The organism is Streptomyces sp. NPDC020742, assembly GCF_040641675.1.
Taxonomy (GTDB): domain Bacteria; phylum Actinomycetota; class Actinomycetes; order Streptomycetales; family Streptomycetaceae; genus Streptomyces.
On sequence record NZ_JBFAEA010000003.1, the window covers coordinates 314,238 to 333,523 of the forward strand.

The window sequence follows — 19,286 nt, forward strand, 5'->3', positions numbered from 1 at the left end:
GGTGCGGGCGGTGCTCCCCAGCGCGCCGGCCCCCTTCCCTTCCCCTGCCCCGTCCGGTCAGCCCGGCTGGTTCGTTTCGGTGTGCGACGCCGCGGCGGCCAGCGGCGAGCCGTCGCAGAGCGCTGCGGCGCCGCACAGGGCGGATTCGGGGCGGATGGGTACGCCATTGGTGCGCAACACGTCACGGACGTCGAGGATCAGCGGGAAGACCTCCTGGTTCCAGTCCTCGCCCTGCTCGTCCCAGGCACGCTGCTCGGCCTCGACCGCCATCCGGTCCTCGGCGAACACCCGCTCGGTGAAGCGCCGGATGAACGGCCAGGCGAGGTGAAGGGCCCCAGGAATCGGCGGCTTCGCAATCATGAGCAGGCCGAAGGCGTGGTGGGTGCGCTGCTCCGCGTCCTTGGGGACATACGCCGCCCAGAGGGAGAAGGCCGGGAGTTCGGCGTTCTCGGGGACCGCTTGGAGCGTCTGATAGGGGTACTGGGTGCGGACGGTGATGACGTCGGGCGAATCGCCGCCACCGAAGCCCTCGCCGGACAGCAGACCGGCGCCGCGGTCCTTCTTCCCACCGCCGGAAACGAACAGGTACCGGGCCTCCACGAATTCCGGACCGGTGTCGTACCCGAGCAGCTTGGGATGAATCTTTCCGAGAACCCCCCGGTGCAGGAACTGGTGGTTCATGTCCAGCAGATTCTCGTGCATGAACGAGTAGTGGCACTGCACGGTGCGCGAGAACGTCATGGTCTTGTGCTTGGCCGAAGCGTATTGCGGCAGCTCGGGCAGCGGGGTCGTGGCCGCCTTCTCCGGATCGCCCGGAAAGACGAACACCAGGCCGTACATTTCACGGACCGGATAGGAGCGCACCCCGCGCGGCGGCCGTTCGGCGCCCTTGGGCAGATACGGGATCTGCGAGATCCGGCCGTTCCCGCGGTAGGCCCAGGCGTGGTAGCAGCAGCGCAGCGTCTCGCCCTCCACAACGCCCATGCTCAGCGGCACCTGGCGGTGGGCACACCGGTCCTCCAGTGCGAAGACCGTGCCGCTCGCGCCGCGATAGAGGACGATCCGCTCCCCCGCGAACACGGCGGCGCATGTCTTGTTCTTCGGCACGCTTCCGGATACCGCGACCGGGTACCAGAAATTCGGATGGATTCCGGTACGCCGAAGATCGGCCGTCGCCCCGGAACGGAATGCGCCCAGGTGGCCCTGGCCGCCGGCCGACCTGGCCGAAATCGTCCCGTCGCTTGCGGGCTGAGCCTTCGTCATACGTTTCTCCCTCGCACGCAGGTCAGTGATGCGGAACGGGGAGAACTTCGGGGTGTCCGGTGGGAAGCACGCCGTACCAGTTCTCCGCGATCACCTTGTGCGTTTCCCCCGGTACGGCGACAATCAGGCTCGCCCCGGAGGAGGACTAGGCCGTTTGGGCGCCTCAGCAGTTCCCTCCCGGTGTCGCCCGCAGACCCGGGCGGTGCTCGTACGACTGGCCACGGGCAGTACCGACTACCAGCGGACCGGCAAGTGTCGGGGACCGCGGAGCAACGCGCCGAGCCGCCAGCGCAGATCGGCCGGGTGGGCGTCCAGCTCCAGCTCCGGACAGCGTGCCAAGAGGGTGCGCACCGCGGTTCGGGCCTCCAGGCGGGCGAGCGGGGCACCGAGGCAGAAGTGGATGCCGTGGCCGAAGGCCACATGGCCGCGGGCGTCGCGGGTGATGTCGAAGCGGTCCGGATCGGCGAAGCGGACGGAGTCGCGTCCCGCGTCGGCGATCACGGGGAGCACGACTTCGCCACCACCGGGGATCACCGTGCCCGCGATATCGGTCGGGGCGAGGGTGAAGCGGAAGGTGGAGGTCTCCAGCGGCCCGTCGTAGCGCAGCATCTCCTCCACCGCGCCGTCGATGAGGGACAGATCGGCGCGCAGCGCGGCGAGCTGGTCCGGGTGGGTGAGCAGCGCCAGGACACCGTTGGAGATGAGATTGCCGGTGGTCTCATAGCCGGCGATCAGTAACAGCTGCGCCATGCCCAGGAGTTCGTCGTGGCTGAGCCGGTCGCCGCCCTCGTCGCTCACCGCGATCAGATCGCTCAGCAGGTCATCCCCGGGGCAGGCGCGTTTGGTCTCCACCAGCCCGTCGAGATAGCCGGTCATGGCCGCCAGGGCCTCTCCTGTCTCCGGCGTGGAGGCGCCCACCATCAGGATGTCGGTCCAGGTACGGAAGGTGTCCCGCTCCAGGAAGGGCACACCCAAAAGCTCGCAGATCACGGTGATCGGCAGTGGGAAGGCCAGCGCGTCCACGAGATCGGCGCGGCCGTCGGGGGCGGCGAGCATCCTCTCCAGGAGCTCGTCGGTCAGCTCCTGCACGCGCGGCGCGAGGGACGCCACCCGGCGTGCGGTGAAGGCCCGGGCCACCAAGCCGCGCAGCCGGGTGTGCTGCGGCGCGTTGGAGCGCAGCATCGACACACCGCTGGACACCGGCTGCATCGGCTGCGCCGGCGAGGCGTGCCGCCACTCCTTCGACAGCCGGGGGTCGCTGAGCGCCGCACGCACCTCGTCGTAGCCGACGACCAGCCAGACGACCGTGCCCTCCGGGAGACGTACGCGATGCACCGGTCCCCGCTCGCGTAGCCGCGCGTACACCTCATAGGGATCGCGGACGAAGTCCTCCCCCATTGCCGCCAGATCAACCGTCCCCACCGGTTCCGTTGTCATCCGGCCTCCTGTCCGTCGTGACGCGCCTCGGGACGACTGGGTACGGGAAGACCATCCCCGGCACCGGAGCCACTAACCACGCTGCGGAGGGGTCCGGGGGTACGGCGAGCTTCCCGCTGTGCGATCAGAAGGCGCTGGACATCGCCCACATCACGAGGAGGTATCCGCCACCGGCCACCCCGAGGATGATGCCGAGCCAGAGCAGCGCCCCCAGCGGCCACGGGGCGGGCACCTCGGGTTTGGGCGGTTTGACGGGGCAGCAGTTGGAGCAGTGCGGGTCGGGCATGGGCAGCATCATGGCCAGGCAGGGGGCGGTGCGGGAGGGCGTGAACAGGGGCGCGCGAGGAAGCCCCGCCGTAGCCGGGGTCTGCAGGCTCCCCCGCGAGAAACTCCTGGGGTAGCCCTCTGCCCAAGTGGCGAGGGCAGCTTCAACGCTGTCGTCGCTTTCGCTGCGAGCCACACGGGAGTGCCCCCCTCGTGACAACCGGCCCGCCCACCGGCCCGCTTCGCGCACGCCCGTGTCAGGTGGTCTTGAGCTGGCCGCCGTCGATGACGCATTCGGCACCGGTGATGTTGCCGGCGCGCGGGGAGGCCAGGAAGACGACGAGGTCGGCCACCTCCTGGGGTTCGGTGATGCGTCCGGTGGAGATGCCCATCTGCTGGGGTACGACCTGGTCCAGGGCCTCCTGCGCCGTGCCGCCCGCACCGGCCGCGACGGTGTCGGCGAAGGCGCCGGGGGCGGTCCAGAACGGGGTGCGTACGGGGCCGGGAGCGACGGCGTTGACCCGGACGCCACGGGGAGCGAACTCCTCCGACAGGGCTTTGGTGAGATTGCTCAGGGCGGCTTTGGCCGCTGAATAGTCCACCACCATGGGGAAGGGCAGTCGGGCGTTGAGTGAGCTGATGTTGACGATCGCCCCCTCACCGTGGGCCAGCAAGTGCGGCAACGACGCCCGACTGGTGCGCACCGCACTCAGGAACGTCATGGTGAGGGCCTGCAGCCAGGCTGCGTCATCGACGTCGAGGAAGCCGGAACGTGGGCTGGTGGCACCGACGTTGTTGACCAGCACGTCGATCCGGCCGTGCCGGTCCACCGCCTCCTGGACCAGCGTGTCGGCACCGTCGGCGTCGGCCAGGTCGACGGAGTGGAAGGCGACGTCGTACCGCTCGCGCAGGGCAGCCAGCTCCGTTGTTTCCGTGCGGCTGCCCACCACCACGCGAGCGCCCTCACGGCCGAGCGCCTCGGTGACGGCCAGGCCGATGCCCTTGCTGCCGCCAGTGACAACGGCGACCTTGTCCGTGAGGTTCAGCTCCACCGGAATCTCCTCCTGCGTCACGCTTCCCACCGTGCTCAATGCACCCGAACAGGCACATTGAGCGAGTATCGACCCTCGGTTCGCAGCGGCGCCGGCGCCACGCTGCCGTCGCCGAGGATCCCCGCCAGCACCGCCCTGGCTGTTCTTGCCTGCGCGGTGCTACGCGGGGCTGCGCGGGGAGAGCCAGGCACCGGCTCCCGGCAGGCAGGCCGGGAGCCTCCCGGTCGTTACCCTTCGCCCCGCTCGACGCGGTGGCTACGCGGATCGAGTGGGGTGAGGACGCCCAGGCGGTCCTCGATCTGCTGCGCCGCGTCCAGGCACAGGTCCTCGCGGTACGCCCCCGCCATGACCTGGACGCCCTGCGGCAGCCCGCCCGCGAGTCCGGTGGGCACGGCCACGGCCGGCACTCCCACATAGGTCGTCGCGGTCAGCAGCCGCATCGGCGTGAAGAGCGCGTCGCGCTCCTCCAGGGTCCGCGGCACCACGGGCCCGGGTACCGGCTGTGTGGACACCGGTCCGAGCAGGAGCGGGCAGTGCGCGAAGAACTGGGCCCAGGCGCGTTGGACGCCGAGGCGCACGCCGGCCTGCCGGACGTACTCCTCCAGGCCGACGGCCGGGTGGCGTTGGGTGTCCAACTCGATATGGCGGGCGCTGTCGTCGGTGAGCAGCCGCCGCAGTACGGGCCAGGCCAGGGAGAACTCGGTCCGCAGGAGTGCACCGTAGCCGTCGAGCGCGTCCTGCAGCCGCGGCACCTCCACCTCCTCGACGGGGTGCCCGGCATCCTCCAGGGCGGCCGCCGCCGCCTCGATCGCCGCGCGCACGTCCGGGTGGACATCGCCGTGGCCACCGGGGTCGATCACCACGCCGACCCGGACCGGCGCGTCCGGCCGCGGCCCGTACAGCGGCGCCGGGACCGCCCGCGGGTCCTGCGGGTCCGTGCCCGCCAGCACCTCGTACGCCGCCCGCAGGTCCGCCACCGATCGCGCCAACGGCCCGTCCACGGGGAAGAGTTGGTGGCCCAGGACGGGCTCCTGATCGCTCATCCGGTGGTCGGCCGGGAACCGCCCGTAGCTCGGCTTCAGCCCCGCGACGCCGTTGAACGTCGCCGGGTTGCGCACCGAACCGCCGGAGTCGTTGCCCAGACCCAGCGGCGCCATGCCGGTCGCCACCGCGACGGCGTCACCGCCACTGGTCCCGCCGGGGGTACGCCGTGGGTCCCACGGGTTGAGGGTGTCCCCGAACAGCTGGCTGACCGTGTGCAGTCCGGCGAGCGCCAGGTCGGGCATGTTGGTGCGTCCGATCGGAATCGCCCCGGCCGCCCGCAACCGCCGCACCGGGGGTGCGTCCGACGGTGCCACCCAGTCGCGGAAGTACGGCACGCCGTGCGTGGTCGCCGAGCCGGCGACATGGATGTTCTCCTTCACCGTGAACGGCACCCCGGCCAACGGGCCCAGCCGCTCGCCCGCGGCCCGGCGCCGGTCGGTCTCCCGTGCCGCCTGCCGGGCGCCGTCCTCCAGCAGCCGGGTCACCGCGTTCACCCGCGGGTTCACCGCGGCGATCCGCTCCAGATGCGCCTCCACGGCCTCCGCCGCGGACGCCTCCCCCGACGCCACCAGCTTCGCCAGCTCCGACGCCTCCAGCGCCCACAGTTCACTCGCCCCCATCGGGCCCTCCCTTCGTTCAGCGACGAAGATACAGATATGTATCTGGATACAGAAGTGAATATTGCAGCGGCGGCGCGCCGTAAGATGCCGCAGTGACCTCCGAACGCAAGCGCCTGACCCGCGAAGAGAGCCGACAGCAGACCCGCGACCGCCTGTTGGACGCCGCCGCCGAGCTGTTCACCGAACGCGGCGTCAACGGCACCTCCGTCGAGCAGATCGCCGAACGCGCCGGCTACAGCCGCGGCGCCTTCTACGGGAACTTCGAGGACAAGAACGCCCTCGTCGCTGAGTTGCTCCAGCACCGCACCCGCCGCGAAATGGCGGAAGTCCGCACCCTCACCCAGGGCGCGACCTCCTTCACCGATGCCCTCGACAAGCTCCGGGCCTGGAACCGCGACCGCGCCGAGCACCTGCCCGCATGGCTTGCCCTGCGCATGGAACTCGTCCTGCACACGCTGCGGAACGACGCACTGCGCCCACCGCTCGCCGAACGTGAACTCCTCGCCCGCGACGCCCACGCCTCCGGCCTGGAGCAGGCGTTCGCCGCCCGCGGCGTCGAAGCACCGGCAGACCCCGCGTTCCTCGGCCTGATCGTCCACGCCCTGGAGGACGGCCTGCTCATCCAGCGCCTGCTGACCCCCGACGGCATCCCGGACGACGTCGTGGTCGACGCCTTCGACCTGCTCCTGCGCTCCTGGACCGCACTCGCGCAACAGCCGCACCGGGAGCACGACGGCCAGGCCCCGCCGGCACGGCCCTCCTGAAGGAGCCGTGGCCGCAAGGCCCGGCGCGTGGTGGGCAGGAGCGAGCGGATCTTCGATCCACCGGCCCGGGTGCGTCAACGCGCCGAGGGGCGCGCGCTTCCCTTGCCGACGTCTGCGGCGCATGCACTATGACGGCATGACGTCGCCTCGCGGCGGTCAGGCGGGCGGTCAAGGGCCGCACCCCGTCATCCGCCTCCCACATGAGCAGGAGCTCTTCGCCCACGGGCGCGGTGTGCAGGACCACCTCGCGGACACGATCACCGCCTTCGCGGGATCGATGGTCTTCGTCTATGTGCACATGGTGTGGTTCGCCGGCTGGATCATGATCAACGAGGGGATCTTCGGGCAGTCCGCGGTCTTCGATCCCTTCCCGTTCGGGCTGCTCACCATGATCGTCAGCCTTGAGGCGATCTTCCTGTCGACGTTTGTCATGGTCAGCCAGAACCGTCAGGCCGCTCGGGACACCATCCGCGCCGACCTCAACTTCGAAGCCAGCGTGCGCTCGGAGGTCTGGTCGACGAACCTGGGACGCGCCCTGGGACTGGATCCCGAAGAGATCGAACGGCAGACGCAACAACTCCTGGCGACCAGCCGGGACAAGATGAACAGCGAAATGGGACGCCCCCCGGACTGAAGTCGGCGCGGGCGCGCATACGGCAGCGCCCGCGCACCCCCGAAATCGCAGCGGCGGACCCCTGACCGGTGGCCGCCCGCTGCGAGTTGCCACGCGACATCACGCACCGCGCAGCAGGTTTCGCGCATTGTGTATTGCCATGCAGGTATTCGAGGAGAATACTCAATACACCGGCAGGGAAGACCCGGAAGTGTGCTGCGCGTGGACAGAGGTGCCTCGCGCAGCACTTGCTTTTATAAAGCCCGGTAAAGTCAGGTAAAACTCGGCAAAATCAGGGGAGTCGCGGCGCCGACAAAGGCCACTTGACGCGACCTGGCCCTGCGGAACCCGACGGTCCTGCGTGGGCTCAGCGCGTCACTGCCGCCAGCGGCCCGTTCAAGGCGATGCGGGCACGTTCCCCGACGTCGTTTCGCCGCACCGATGGCCGTGCGCCCCGATGTCACATCCGGCCACAACCGAAGCGGACATGGGGCCATCCACGCCATCGGAAGCCCTGCCCCCCCGGCAACTCGCGAGGCCAGCCCCCGCGAGCGGGAACCGACCTCGAAGTTGTCGTGTGAAGTTGTTAGAAACGGCCTCCTCGACCGAATCCGAATCCGAATCCGTATCCGCCGCCAAAGCCGCGTCCACCGCCATAGCCGCGTCCACGACCGTAGCCGCCGCCGCGTCCATAGCCACGCCCACCGTAGTCGTCATCCCAGCCACAGCAGCCGTGTCGACGCCTGAAGGGGAGTATGCGGAAGCTCATTGTGCGCCTCCTTGGATCTCTGCTTACGGTCCAGCCTTCTCCAGTAGGACCACATTCCACGGTACGCCGCAACGAATCGGAATCAAACGCAGAGAGGGTGAATATTCATGTAAATTGAGATTTTACGCGTGCGCAAGGTGGCCACTGATCGCTCTCCGCATTCCGCCACCCCGCCCCGAACGCAACAGACTCAGTTCGGTTCGACCACCCTGCACCGCTTCACCTTTGCAGGCCGGGCGGACCGGCCTTCAAGGGCGAACAGACCGCGCCGGGCAGCGTTCTTGCTCAGATGCCCACCCTCGCCCCGATGCCCGCCGCACGCGAGAAGGGGCCGGCCCGGGCGAGCGAGACGGCGGTGAGGTCAGCCCCCGTGCGGAGGTCAGCCCCCGTGCGCCGTCAGGGCGTAGCCCTCGGGACCGGCGAAGGTGAACGTGGGGCCGAAGGGGCTGTCCTTGATCGGGCTGAGGATCGCCACCCCCGCAGCTGCGAGTTGGTCATGCAGCGCCCGGGCGTCGCTGGTTCGGAACCACAGGGCCACCCCTATGCCGGGCTGTGCGACACCGTCGAGATGCACGCCCGGCAGCAGCTCGCGGACGGCGAACGGGGTCGGCGTGGTTTCGAACACCACGGCGCCGGGAGGCGAGACCGGCGCCCGGCGCAGTCCGAGGTGCTTTTCACAGAAGGCGGCCGCCGCTTCGACATCACGCACCTGCAGAGCGACGAAGTCAGGGCCGTCGACGGTGACAGTCATGGAGTCTCCTCGGTTGTTAATGTCAGGACTTTGACATACCCGACCGTACGCCCGGCGCACCCCTATGTCAAAATCCTGACATGGAAGAAGCGAAGCCGGTGGAACTCCCCCATCCCGCACAGGACGTGACCGCACATGTGGGGTACCGCCTCAAACGCGCCCACGCGGCGCTGCGCAACGCGATGGACAAGGCACTGCGCGCGCACGACCTGACGGTGCCGCAGTACGCCTGCCTCGAACTCCTCGCCCTTCAGCCCGGCATGTCCAACGCCGAGCTCGCCCGCCGCGCGTTCGTCACACGGCAATCCATGAACGTCGTACTGCGTGGCCTGTTGGATGCGGGCTTGACCACCCGGCCCGCCACCGCCGACCACGGACGCGCCCGCCCCACTCACCTCACCGCACAGGGCCGCCAACGCCTGGAAGCTGCCCAGTCCGCTGTCTACGCCCTGGAACGGCGCATGATCGAGACGATTCCGCAGTCGCGCCTGGCCGCCCTCCTCCACGACCTCGACGGCATCGCGGAAGCCCTGGACGGATAGCCCCTCGCCCCACCGGGCCCGCCGCTCCGGACGGTCCGGCCCGCTCTACGGCTTCTGGGAACCACTCCCGTTGCCGCTGTGCAGGAGGGCGCTGCCGATGGCTGGGCACGTGCGCCTTCGTCCGTCCTTTTGCGGGCGCGCGCAGCGGCAGGGGTGGGGGGTCAGCCGGGGACGATCAGGTCGATGCCGTAGGCCGCGACCGCGAGGCAGGCGGCGAAGCACAGCACGGCCGTGACCATCGCCGCCTTCCGATGCCGTCCCCGGGGCATGTCGGGGGCGGGGGCTCCGTGTCCGGTGCGGGCCCAGGCGGCCAGGCCGAGCGAGAACATCACGACCACCACCACCGTGACCCCGAGGCTGACGCCGAAGACGCCGGTGAGCGCGCCCCAGTCGATGTCCATCCCGTTCCCCTTCCTCTGCCCGCTCCGCGACGTGCTCGGCGGCTCTCCGCGACGACGGCCCGGCCGGTCGGGGCGGTTCAGGCGGCCGGCCGGACGGTGGACTCCGAGGCGGATGCCGGCAGCTCGTTGACGTTCTGCGGGTTCACCGGGCGGCGGCGCGAGAGCACGTAGAAGGCCGCCGCGGCGGCCAGTGCGACGCCCGCCACCAGGACCACCCCCGCGGTGCCCTGGCCGGCCACCCACGCCGCCACGCCGCCCACGGCGGCCGCGGCCGGCAGGGTCAGCAGCCAGGACACCGCGATCCGCCCGGCGACTCCCCAGCGCACATGGGCCAGTCTGCGGCCGAGCCCCGCGCCGAGGATGCTGCCGGTGCACACCTGGGTGGTCGACAGCGCGAACCCCATGTGCGACGAGGCGAGGATCACCGCGGTCGCGCTGGTCTCGGCGGCGAACCCCTGCGGGGGCTGGATGTCGGTGAGCTCCTTGCCCATCGTCCGGATGATCCGCCAGCCGCCCACGTAGGTGCCCAGGGAGATCGCCAGGCCCGCACTCAGCACCACCCACCAGGGCGGCCCCGCGCCGTGGCTGAGCACCCCGCTCGAGATCAGCGCGAGGGTGATGACCCCCATCGTCTTCTGCGCGTCATTGGTGCCGTGGGCCAGAGCCACCAAGGAAGCCGACCCGATCTGGCCCGCGCGAAAGCCCTTCCCGACGGCGCGGCGCGAGGTCCTCCGGGTGATCGTGTAGGCGAGGTAGGTGGCCAGCAGCGCCACCGCACAGGCCACCACCGGCGAGGCCACCGCAGGGATCACAATCTTCTCGATGATCGCGCCGAAGCGCACCGCGGACCCCCCGGCCCCCACCCACACCGCGCCGATCAACCCGCCGAACAGCGCGTGCGACGAGCTGGAGGGCAGCCCCAGGAGCCAGGTGACCAGATTCCACAGGATCGCCCCGATCAGCCCGGCGAAGATCATCACCAGGGACACCTGGCTGTCCTGGACGATGCCACCCGAGATCGTCTTGGCCACTTCGGTGGACAGGAAGGCCCCAGCCAGATTGAGCACCCCCGCGACGGCGACGGCGACTCGCGGGCGCAGCGCCCTGGTGGCGATGGAGGTGGCCATCGAGTTGGCGGTGTCGTGGAACCCGTTGGTGAAGTCGAAGGCCAAGGCCGTCAGGATCACGGCCACGAGCAGGAAGGAGACAGATTCCATCCGGTCCTCCACGTCGCGGGCGGCCCGGCCGCGCAGACCCACCGGCCCCGGTGTGCGAACCGCCGTCCCCTTCCACGCTAAGCGCCACTCCTGATCGCCGCCAACACGACGCCGCGGCCCGGCCACTGGCGAGCGTCCGGTCGCCGGCGCAGAGAGCCACGCACAGGGACCGAACGGTCTGCGGGACGTGGCGGCCCGGCTATCCCAGCCGGTCGGCCCAGTCCTGCGGGACCCGTCCCGCGGGGCCGGGGGTGGGCTGATCGGCCGGGTGGCTCTCCGGGGGAGCCAGGGGCGGGCCCGAGGCGTACGCCTCCGAGGTGTCGTAGTCGTAGAACCAGGTTTCGCCCGGCTCGAAGCTGCGGATCATCGGGTGCCGGGTGTCCCGGGCGTGGGCCGTCGCGTGCTTGCCGGGCGAGTCGTCGCAACAGCCGATGTGGCCGCACTGTGCGCAGCGTCGAAGGTGGAACCACCAGCCGCCACCGGCGTCGCACTCGGCGCATCCGGTTCCGCTGGGTGGGACCGAGGGGTCGATTCCGTGGGGGGAAGTCATGACGGCTCCTGTGGGGAACGGGGGTCGGCCGAGGCCAGGGGAAGGCGTACCTGGAAGCGGGTGTCACCGGGGACGGATTGGAACCGCAGGTCCCCGTTGTGCTTGTTGACGACGATGCGCCACGAGATGTCCAGGCCGAGTCCGGTGCCTTCACCCACCGGTTTGGTGGTGAAGAAGGGGTCGAAGACCCGGTCACGGATCTCCGGGGGGATTCCGGGGCCGGTGTCGCGGAACTCGACGAGCAGATGGTCTCCCTCGCGGGCGGTGCGTACGGTCAACGTGCCGGCGGCGTCCGTACTGTTCATCGCCGAGAGGGCGTTGTCGATCAGGTTCGTCCACACCTGGTTGAGCTCGCTGGGGTAGGCCGGGATCTTCGGCAGGCTGCGGTCGTAGTCCTTGACGACGGTGAGGTGGGGGCCGATCTTCCCGGAGACCATCAGCAGGGTGCTGTCCAGGAGTTCATGGACGTCGGTGACCTGGTGGGGCGCCCGATCGAGCTGCGAGTACTGCTTGGCCGCGGCGACGAGGGCGGAGACGCGGTTGGTCGACTCCTCGATCTCGTTCATCAACAGCTCGGTTTCGACGGTGTAGTTGAGCCACCGCACGGCACCTTCCAGGGTGTCGCTGTCCACGACCGCGGCGACCTGCTCCAGCCAGTCGGTGTCCAGACCGGCCTGGACGAAGGTCGGCGCGAGCTGCCAGCCGTCCCCGATGCCGTGGTCCTCCAGCCAGTCGGAGAGGGCATCCTCCCGGTCCGAGGCTTCCAGCGGGCTCAGGTTGGTGGCCTTCGCGACGCGTTCGGCCGTGCGTTCCTGGACGTCGATGAGCGTCTCCAGGCTGTCGCGACGGTACGGGCGTGCCGCGATGATGCCGAGCTTGTGGCGCATCCCGGCAACCCGCTCGCGGAGCGCGGACGTGGCGCGCACGGCCGCGGCGGCCGGGTTGTTCAGCTCATGGGTCAGCCCGGCGGTCAGCGACCCGAGAGCCAGCAGCCGTTCTCGTTGACCGACGGCCTCCTGGGCGCTCTTGGCGCCGAAGAAGAGGCCTTCCAGCAGGTGCACGGCCATCGGGAACCACTCGCGCATGATCGCGGCGAAGGTCTCGGCCGGCAGCACGAAGAAACGGGTGGGCTCAAGGACGCGCAGGGAGCTGTTGTACACCTGCCGCAGGCGGTCTCCCAGGTAAGCCTGGAAGGCTCCCGCGTACACCCCGCGACTGGAACTCCGGTTGGTCTCCACGTCGTAGTCCCCCACCCGGCGCGAGAGCACCAGGGTCCCTTCGAGCAGCACGTAGAAGCACGTGGCGGGGTCGCCCTCCTCGTACACGGGCCCGGGGGCGAACTCCTCCACCCGGCCTTCGCGGCAGAGCCGGGCGAGCTGGTCCGGGGCCAGCTTCTCGAACAGGAACAGCGAGCCGAGTTCCTCCTGGCTGCACGACAGCGGCCGACCATTCATGACTGCTCCAGGTAGCGGTGGGCGAGCATGACCGCCATGGCTCCCTCGCCCACTGCGGAAGCGACCCGCTTGGCGGACTCGGCACGGGCGTCCCCGGCCACGAACACGCCCGGCACGTTCGTCTCCAGGTGGTACGGCGGCCGGTCCAACTCCCAGTCGGCCGGCGGGCGCCCGTCCGTGGTCAGATCGGGGCCGGTCAGGATGAACCCGCGGGAGTCCCGGAGCACCGTGCCCTCCAGCCAGTCGGTCAGCGGGGCCGCGCCGATAAAGACGAACATCCACTGGGCATCGACGAGTTCGGTGTGGCCGGTCACGGTGTCGCGCAGGGTGATCTGTTCCAGTTGGCGCGCGCCGTGCGCGGCGTCGACGACCGTGTGGGTGCGCACGGAGATCGTGGGCGTCTCGTCGACCTGCTGGATGAGGTAGTGCGACATCGACGTGGACAAGGACGGCTTGCGCACCAGTACGGTGACCGACTTCGCGCTCCGAGCCAGGTAAATCGCGGCCTGGCCGGCGGAGTTCGCGCCGCCGACGATGTACACGTCATGGCCCTGGCACGCGGCCGCTTCGGTCAGGGCCGAGCCGTAGAACACGCCGCAACCGGTCAACTCGGACACGTGAGGTGCCTCCAGTTGTCGGTACGACACGCCGGTCGCGAGGATCACGGAGTGCGCGGCGACAGCGGAGCCGTCCGAGAAGCGGACGATGCGCGAGGCGCCGTTGACTTCCAGTCCGGTGACCTCCCGCGCGGTCAGTATCTCGGCGCCGAACTTCGCCGCCTGGCGCCGGGCCCGGTCGGTGAGCTGCGCCCCGGACACTCCGTCCGGAAAGCCGAGGTAGTTCTCGATGCGCGAGCTCTGGCCCGCCTGGCCCCCGGTCGCGGAGCGTTCCACGAGGACGGTCCGCAGGCCCTCGGAGGCCCCGTACACCGCCGCACCCAAACCGGCCGGTCCACCGCCGATGATCACGAGGTCGTAGAAGTCGGTCGCCGGGGTCGTCGCGAGGCCGACCCGGGTGGCGAGCTCCCGGTCCTCAGGCTCGATCAGGGCCGTGCCGTCCGGAGTGATCACCAGCGGGAGCCGCAGGCCGTCCTCGCCCGCGGCGCACAGCAGCCGCCGGCCCTCGGGGTCGTCGGACGCGTACCAGCGGTAGGGCACCTGGTTGCGGGCCAGGAACTCCCGTACGGCCGAGGAGCGCGCCGACCAGCGGTGTCCGACGACCTTGGTGACGGTCACCGGCCGGTGATCGCTGGCCCGCCAGGCCGACAAGAGGTCGTCGAGGACGGGGTAGAGCTTCTCCTCGGGCGGCTCCCAGGGCTTGAGCAGGTAGTGGTCGAGGTCGACGACATTGATCGCGTCGATGGCCGCGTTGGTGTCCGCGTACGCGGTCAGCAGGACCCGTCGGGCGCCGGGGTGGATGTCGAGGGCCTGCTCGAGGAACTCGATGCCGTTCATCTTCGGCATCCGGTAGTCGGCCACGATCACCGCGACGGGCGCGCCGCGCAGCTTCAGCTCGCGCAGCGCGGCAAGGCCGGACTCGCCGGACTCCGCGCGCACGATCCGGTACGACTCGCCGTAGCGACGCCGCAGATCCCGGGCGACAGCGCGCGACACGCCGGGGTCGTCGTCCACCGTCAGGATCACGGTCCGGGCCGGACCGGCGGCCTGTTCCATGGACATCCCGTCCCCGGTCGATCGCTCTTCCGCACCGGTTTCCGGTGCCCGTCCTCCGGCACGCCAGCGCGCCAGCAGTGACCATTTTATGGGCGATTATCGCGGTTTTCCACGCAAGATCAGGAGTGCGGCTCCCGGCCTACGGCTCCCGGGGCGGCGACCCCTCATTTCGATGGCCGCCGCTCGGCCGTGCGGAAGTTATCGACGTCCACGACGGCCCGGGCGAAGGCTTCGGGCGCCTCCTGGGGCACATTGTGGCCGATGCCCCTCAGCGTCCGGTGCGCATAGGGACCACTGAATTTGTTGCGATAGGCCGCGCCGCCACCCGGCGGCGTGAAGGGATCGTCCTGGCCGTCAAGGGTGATCGTGGGCACGGTGATCACAGGACCCTCGGCGAGGCGCCGTTCGAGACCGTCGTCACGCGGGTCCCCGTTGGCCAGGCTCAGCCGCCAGCGGTAGTTGTGGAGCACGATGTCGACGTAATCCGGATTGTCGAATGCCGCCGCGGTGCGATCGAAGGTGGCGGCATCGAAACCCCAGGTCGGAGAGTTGAATTTCCAGATCAACCGTGCCAATGCGCGACGGTTCCGTTCGAGGCCGAGCCGACCTCTTTCGGTGGCGAAGTAGAACTGATACCACCACGCCCATTCCAGCTTCGGCGGCAACGGCTCCTTGTTGGCTGCACGGTTTGTGATCAGGTATCCGCTCACGGACACCAGCCCCTTGACCCGTTCCGGCCACAGGGCGGCGATGATGTCCGCCGTCCGCGATCCCCAGTCGAAGCCGGCAAGGATCGCCTTGTCGATCCCCAAGGCGTCCATCAAAGCGATGATGTCGAGCGCGAATACCGACTGCTGCGCGTTCCGGAACGTCGTGCTCGACAGGAAGCGCGTCGTGCCGTGGCCGCGCAGATACGGAACGATGACCCGGTAGCCCTTGGCGGCGAGCAAAGGTGCGACCGTAACGTAGCTGTGGATGTCGTAGGGCCAGCCGTGCAGGAGAACGGCCGCAGGGCCATGCGACGGGCCTGCTTCGACGTATCCAACATTCAGGACGCCGGCCCTGATCTGTTTCAGTGGGCCGAAATCCGGTCCCTTCGGCGATTGTTCCGTTCTGCGGTCGGCCGCCGGCGGGGCCTGGGTATCGTCGCTGGACACGGCCGTGGCGCAGGCCGGGGAAAGGGCCGCTGCCGAAACCGCCACTCCCCTGCCGACGGCCTTCCCGAAGGTTCGCCTGCTGATCATCTCCATACTTCCCGTGACGCCGTGCTCAGCCGTCACTCGGGTCTCGTCACCGTGGAATGCACGAATTCGCTTTACCCGGTGCGGCACCCGCCCCCTCGCCGATCACGGGAACGCCAGGCCATCGGCCGAAGGCCGCGCGACCGCTGACCGGGGCCGGCAGCGCTGGAGGTGTCGTCCCCGGACCTGCTGGGGGGCATCAGTGCGGGAGGAGCTGCTGCCCGCCGTCGATGTCGTACGTACCGCCGGTGAGGGCGTCGTTGCACATCAGATGGACCGCCAGCGCCGCCACGTCCGCCGGCCCGACCACCCGTCGGATGGGAAGCGTGGCACGCAGCTCCTGGCGCCTGGCCTCCAGCTGATTGCCCAGCAGCGAGGCGGACAGGGGCGTGTCGACGAAGCCGGCGGCGATGACGTTCACCCGGATCGGCGCCAGTTCGAGCGCCAGATTGGCGGTGAGGGCGGACAGCGCGGCCGTCAAGGCGGACACGATGGCCATGCCGACACCGGGGCGCCGGCCGCCGGTGCCGCTCATGAACAGCAGCGTGCCGCCGGGGCGTACCTTGTCGCGGCTGTGCAGGGCGACGCCGAGTGTCAGGGTGAGCCGCTGTGCGAACTCCCCGCGGGCGGCGGCGAGATCCATGTCCGACAAGGGCCGGTAGGCGGGGCTGCCGGCCGTCACCATCACATGGTCGACAGGTCCGGGCAGATCCTGGAAGAACTGCTGGAGGCGGTCGGCGTCGGTCGCGTCGAACGCCGCCGTACTGCGCGGATGAAGTTCGTGTGCAGCGCGTTGCAGCCGTTCCGGATCGCGGCCGACCAGGACCAGGCTGCCGCCGGCTGCCCGTACCTGGCGGGCGGTTTCGAGGCCGATGCCCGCGCTGGCGCCGATCACCACGACGGTCTGGCCGGCGAGATCGGGGCGAGCAGCGGTCCCGGGGCCGCTGGGCGTCGCGGTCATGCCGCACCACCGCCGATCGGGACCGTGCAGCGGCCATGGGCCCGTTCTCTGCCCGTCATCCGTACCTCCGGACATCGGTCTCCTCCCCCATGGTCGCGCTTCAGTCCGCTGATCACCTGTCGGCCGCTTCAGCCGTCCCGGCCGACAACGTGTGGGGGGCGTGCCGCACGGGTGCGACGTCGTACGAGAAGAGCGACGGTGGTAACAGCACACGGGTCCGAACGGAGGATGCGATGAGCGGCACCAGCACGGTCAATGACTACGACGTGATCGTCCTCGGCGGCGGCGCTCCAGGTGAACACACCGCGGGGGCGCTCGCCGACGGGGGCCTGCGCGTCGCGGTGGTGGAGCGCGACCTGGTGGGCGGCGAGTGCTCCTACTGGGCCTGCATTCCGTCGAAGACGCTGCTGCGCCCGGGGGAGGCGGTGCAGGGCGCGCGGGAGGCGGCGGGGACCGCTGAGGTCGACGTGCAGGCCGCCCTGGCCTGGCGGGACTACATGGTGTCCCGCTACTCCGACGCCGGAGCCGCGCAGTGGCTGGCGGACCAGGGGATCGCTCTGCTCCGCGGCCGTGGCCGCCTGGCAGGCACCGGGGTGGTGGAGGTCGGCGGGGTTCGGTACACCGCCGAGCACGTCGTGCTGGCGAACGGCGCCGCCCCCGTGGTCCCGCCGGTCCCCGGACTGCGGGAGCTCGAAGGCGTCTGGGGCACCCGCGAGGCGACCGGTATGAAGGCGGTGCCCGAGCGGCTGATCGTCCTCGGCGGAGGACCGGCCGGACTGGAACTGGCCCAGGTGGTACGTCGCTTCGGCGGCGAGGTCGTCCTCGTGGAGGCCGCCGCACACGTCCTCGCCCGCGAGCCGGCACCGCTGGGCGAGGCCCTCGCCACGGCCCTGCGCCGCGAGGGCATCGACGTCGTCCTCGGCACGCCGGCGACCCAGGCCTACCGGGACGGCGCGGACTTCGTTCTGGGGCTGGAGGACGGACGGGAGCTGCGCGGCGACCGCCTGCTCGTCGCGACCGGCCGCCGCCCGCGCGTCGAGGGGATCGGACTGGAGACCGTCGGCATCACCGCGGACGGCCGGGGGATCCCGGTCGATGCACACCTGCGGGCCGGCGAACGGCTGTGGGCGGTCGGCGACATCACCGGCATCTGGCCCCTGACACACGTCGGCGAGTACCAGGGCGAGGTCGTCGCCTCGAACATCCTCGGCGAGCCCCGGGAGGCCCATTACGAGGCGGTCCCGCGCGTCACCTACACCGACCCGCAAGCCGCTGCGGTGGGCGCCACCGAGGCTCGGTTCAGCGCGACCGCACTGCTGACCGAGATCGCCAAGACCGCCACCTACACCCACGCCTACGCCGAATCGAACGGCTTTCTCACGCTGCTCAGCGACGGTGAGGTGCTGACCGGCGCCCATGCGCTCGGTCCCGACGCCGGCGAGTGGATGCAGCAGGCCACCGTGGCGATCCGCGCCCGCGTCCCCCTCGATGTGCTGCGCGACACCATCCAGCCGTTCCCCAGCTTCTCGGAGGTCTTCGCCGCCGCGCTGAAGGCGCTCGGCCGCAAGACACGGAAGGCGCGGCAGCCGCTGATGGCCTGATCCCGGAGGCCCCAAGCCGCCGGCGGCCCGCGCGCGGAGGAGTCCACCACAGCCTGGAGCTGGCCCGCGCCCCCCAGGACGCCTACGAGCACGTCATGCGACTTCGCGTCATTCCGCAGCGCGGCCGGCACCGGGGCCACGCACGCACCGGGGCCGCTCGTCCCGCCCTCGGCCGGTTGTGACAGGCTGCGCGCAGAGGCCCGCCGTCAGGTCGCCGGGCCGCAGCGAGCGGAAGAGCAGCGCCCATGAACACGTCGGACACGCCGGGCCGGGCAGCCGTCACCCCTGCCGTGCACCGCGAGGCCGTCGCGACGGAGACCGCCCGGTTGGTGGCAGCACTGGACGGCGCGGACCTGTCGGTCCCGGTGCCCGGCTGCCCCGGCTGGACGCTCCGGGACCTGGTCGTTCACACCGGCCGGGTGCAGCGGCTGTTCTCGCTCCTGCTGAGCCGGCGGGTCCAGGAGCCACCGCGCAGCCGCGAGGTGGAGTTGCAGCTGCCCGCGGACGACAGCGGCTGGGCCGACTGGCTGACGGCGAGCGCCGCAACGGCCGCCGGTGCCTTCGCCGGGACCGACCCGGACGCCCCGATGTGGGCCTGGGGCGCCGACCAGCACGTCCGCTTCTGGATGCGGCGGATGCTGTTCGAGACGCTGGTGCACCGCACCGACGCCGAGCGTGCCGTCGGTCTCCGGCCGGTGATCGATCCCGCGCTCGCGGCCGACGGCGTGGACGAGTTCCTGGTCAATCTGCCGTTCGCCGCCTCCTTCGCCCCCAAGACGGCGCACCTACGCGGCAGCGGCGAGACCCTCCGCTTCCGGTGCACGGACCGGGATGCCGACTGGCTGGTCCGCCTGCGGCCCGACGGCTTCGGCCTCGCACCGCAAGCCGGCGAGGCAGCCGCCGGGCCCGCCGACGCCCGGGTCCAGGCGCCCGCCGCGGATCTGCTGCTCCTCCTGTACGGCCGCCTCGACCGCGGCGCGGGCGCCGTCGAGACCATCGGCGACGAGGAGCTGCTGTCCCACTGGTTCGCCAACTCCGAGTTCTGAGGCCGGTGGTGGCGGCGCACCGG

General features: G+C 70.5%; 18 protein-coding genes. 5 read left to right on the forward strand and 13 right to left on the reverse strand.

Features of this window, described 5'->3' with window-relative positions; all coding sequences use genetic code 11:
• Positions 1 to 57: 57 nt before the first annotated feature.
• The 5 genes from AB0G84_RS08845 to AB0G84_RS08865 form a co-directional block, all read right to left on the reverse strand.
• A complete protein-coding gene (locus AB0G84_RS08845; protein WP_361317536.1) occupies positions 58 to 1,263 on the reverse strand; it encodes an aromatic ring-hydroxylating dioxygenase subunit alpha in 1,206 nt (401 codons plus the stop codon).
• 234 nt (positions 1,264 to 1,497) lie between these two features.
• Positions 1,498 to 2,700, reverse strand: coding sequence for a cytochrome P450 (locus AB0G84_RS08850; RefSeq protein ID WP_361317539.1), 1,203 nt, complete (start codon positions 2,698 to 2,700; stop codon positions 1,498 to 1,500).
• Between the two features lie 124 nt (positions 2,701 to 2,824).
• Positions 2,825 to 2,986 (reverse strand): hypothetical protein, encoded by a 162-nt coding sequence (locus tag AB0G84_RS08855; RefSeq protein WP_361317541.1) that lies wholly within the window; start codon positions 2,984 to 2,986, stop codon positions 2,825 to 2,827.
• Positions 2,987 to 3,221: 235 nt separating this feature from the next.
• Positions 3,222 to 4,016 carry an oxidoreductase gene (locus AB0G84_RS08860; protein ID WP_361317853.1) on the reverse strand — a complete coding sequence of 265 codons (795 nt, stop codon included), beginning with the start codon at positions 4,014 to 4,016 and terminating at the stop codon, positions 3,222 to 3,224.
• 227 nt (positions 4,017 to 4,243) lie between these two features.
• Positions 4,244 to 5,680 (reverse strand): amidase, encoded by a 1,437-nt coding sequence (locus AB0G84_RS08865; protein WP_361317543.1) that lies wholly within the window; start codon positions 5,678 to 5,680, stop codon positions 4,244 to 4,246.
• A 92-nt stretch (positions 5,681 to 5,772) separates the two neighbouring features.
• Here AB0G84_RS08865 and AB0G84_RS08870 point away from each other — a divergent pair, with 92 nt between their 5' ends.
• Entirely contained in the window at positions 5,773 to 6,444 is a 672-nt protein-coding gene (locus tag AB0G84_RS08870) for a TetR family transcriptional regulator (RefSeq protein WP_361317546.1), read from the forward strand.
• A 136-nt stretch (positions 6,445 to 6,580) separates the two neighbouring features.
• The gene (locus AB0G84_RS08875) at positions 6,581 to 7,078 is read left to right on the forward strand and encodes a DUF1003 domain-containing protein (protein ID WP_361317548.1); all 498 of its coding nucleotides are present in this window, start codon (positions 6,581 to 6,583) and stop codon (positions 7,076 to 7,078) included.
• A gap of 1,127 nt (positions 7,079 to 8,205) precedes the next feature.
• On the opposite strand, the gene AB0G84_RS08880 is transcribed toward AB0G84_RS08875, so the two are convergent.
• Positions 8,206 to 8,577, reverse strand: coding sequence for a VOC family protein (locus tag AB0G84_RS08880; RefSeq protein WP_361317550.1), 372 nt, complete (start codon positions 8,575 to 8,577; stop codon positions 8,206 to 8,208).
• A gap of 80 nt (positions 8,578 to 8,657) precedes the next feature.
• Here AB0G84_RS08880 and AB0G84_RS08885 point away from each other — a divergent pair, with 80 nt between their 5' ends.
• Positions 8,658 to 9,119, forward strand: a complete 462-nt coding sequence (locus AB0G84_RS08885) for a MarR family transcriptional regulator (RefSeq protein WP_361317553.1) — start codon at positions 8,658 to 8,660, stop codon at positions 9,117 to 9,119.
• Between the two features lie 161 nt (positions 9,120 to 9,280).
• Here AB0G84_RS08885 and AB0G84_RS08890 read toward each other — a convergent pair whose 3' ends face one another.
• The 7 genes from AB0G84_RS08890 to AB0G84_RS08920 form a co-directional block, all read right to left on the reverse strand.
• Positions 9,281 to 9,520, reverse strand: a complete 240-nt coding sequence (locus tag AB0G84_RS08890) for a hypothetical protein (protein ID WP_361317556.1) — start codon at positions 9,518 to 9,520, stop codon at positions 9,281 to 9,283.
• A gap of 77 nt (positions 9,521 to 9,597) precedes the next feature.
• The gene (locus AB0G84_RS08895) at positions 9,598 to 10,737 is read right to left on the reverse strand and encodes an inorganic phosphate transporter (RefSeq protein ID WP_361317558.1); all 1,140 of its coding nucleotides are present in this window, start codon (positions 10,735 to 10,737) and stop codon (positions 9,598 to 9,600) included.
• 199 nt (positions 10,738 to 10,936) lie between these two features.
• Positions 10,937 to 11,287, reverse strand: coding sequence for a UBP-type zinc finger domain-containing protein (locus tag AB0G84_RS08900; protein WP_361317560.1), 351 nt, complete (start codon positions 11,285 to 11,287; stop codon positions 10,937 to 10,939).
• Positions 11,284 to 12,741 carry an ATP-binding protein gene (locus tag AB0G84_RS08905; RefSeq protein ID WP_361317563.1) on the reverse strand — a complete coding sequence of 486 codons (1,458 nt, stop codon included), beginning with the start codon at positions 12,739 to 12,741 and terminating at the stop codon, positions 11,284 to 11,286. Before AB0G84_RS08905 ends, AB0G84_RS08900 begins: the two co-directional genes overlap by 4 nt.
• On the reverse strand, positions 12,738 to 14,414 hold the full coding sequence (locus AB0G84_RS08910; RefSeq protein WP_361317855.1) for an FAD-dependent oxidoreductase: 1,677 nt from the start codon (positions 14,412 to 14,414) through the stop codon (positions 12,738 to 12,740). The genes AB0G84_RS08905 and AB0G84_RS08910 overlap by 4 nt, the downstream gene beginning before the upstream one ends.
• A gap of 164 nt (positions 14,415 to 14,578) precedes the next feature.
• Positions 14,579 to 15,658, reverse strand: coding sequence for an alpha/beta hydrolase (locus AB0G84_RS08915; protein WP_361317857.1), 1,080 nt, complete (start codon positions 15,656 to 15,658; stop codon positions 14,579 to 14,581).
• A gap of 196 nt (positions 15,659 to 15,854) precedes the next feature.
• On the reverse strand, positions 15,855 to 16,616 hold the full coding sequence (locus AB0G84_RS08920; RefSeq protein ID WP_361317566.1) for an SDR family oxidoreductase: 762 nt from the start codon (positions 16,614 to 16,616) through the stop codon (positions 15,855 to 15,857).
• Between the two features lie 233 nt (positions 16,617 to 16,849).
• Between AB0G84_RS08920 and AB0G84_RS08925 the strand changes: the two genes are divergently transcribed.
• Both AB0G84_RS08925 and AB0G84_RS08930 read left to right on the forward strand, forming a co-directional pair.
• Positions 16,850 to 18,217: an NAD(P)/FAD-dependent oxidoreductase gene (locus AB0G84_RS08925; protein ID WP_361317568.1), complete on the forward strand. Its 1,368-nt coding sequence runs from the start codon at positions 16,850 to 16,852 to the stop codon at positions 18,215 to 18,217.
• A gap of 245 nt (positions 18,218 to 18,462) precedes the next feature.
• Positions 18,463 to 19,263: a maleylpyruvate isomerase family mycothiol-dependent enzyme gene (locus AB0G84_RS08930; RefSeq protein WP_361317570.1), complete on the forward strand. Its 801-nt coding sequence runs from the start codon at positions 18,463 to 18,465 to the stop codon at positions 19,261 to 19,263.
• Positions 19,264 to 19,286 lie beyond the last annotated feature (23 nt).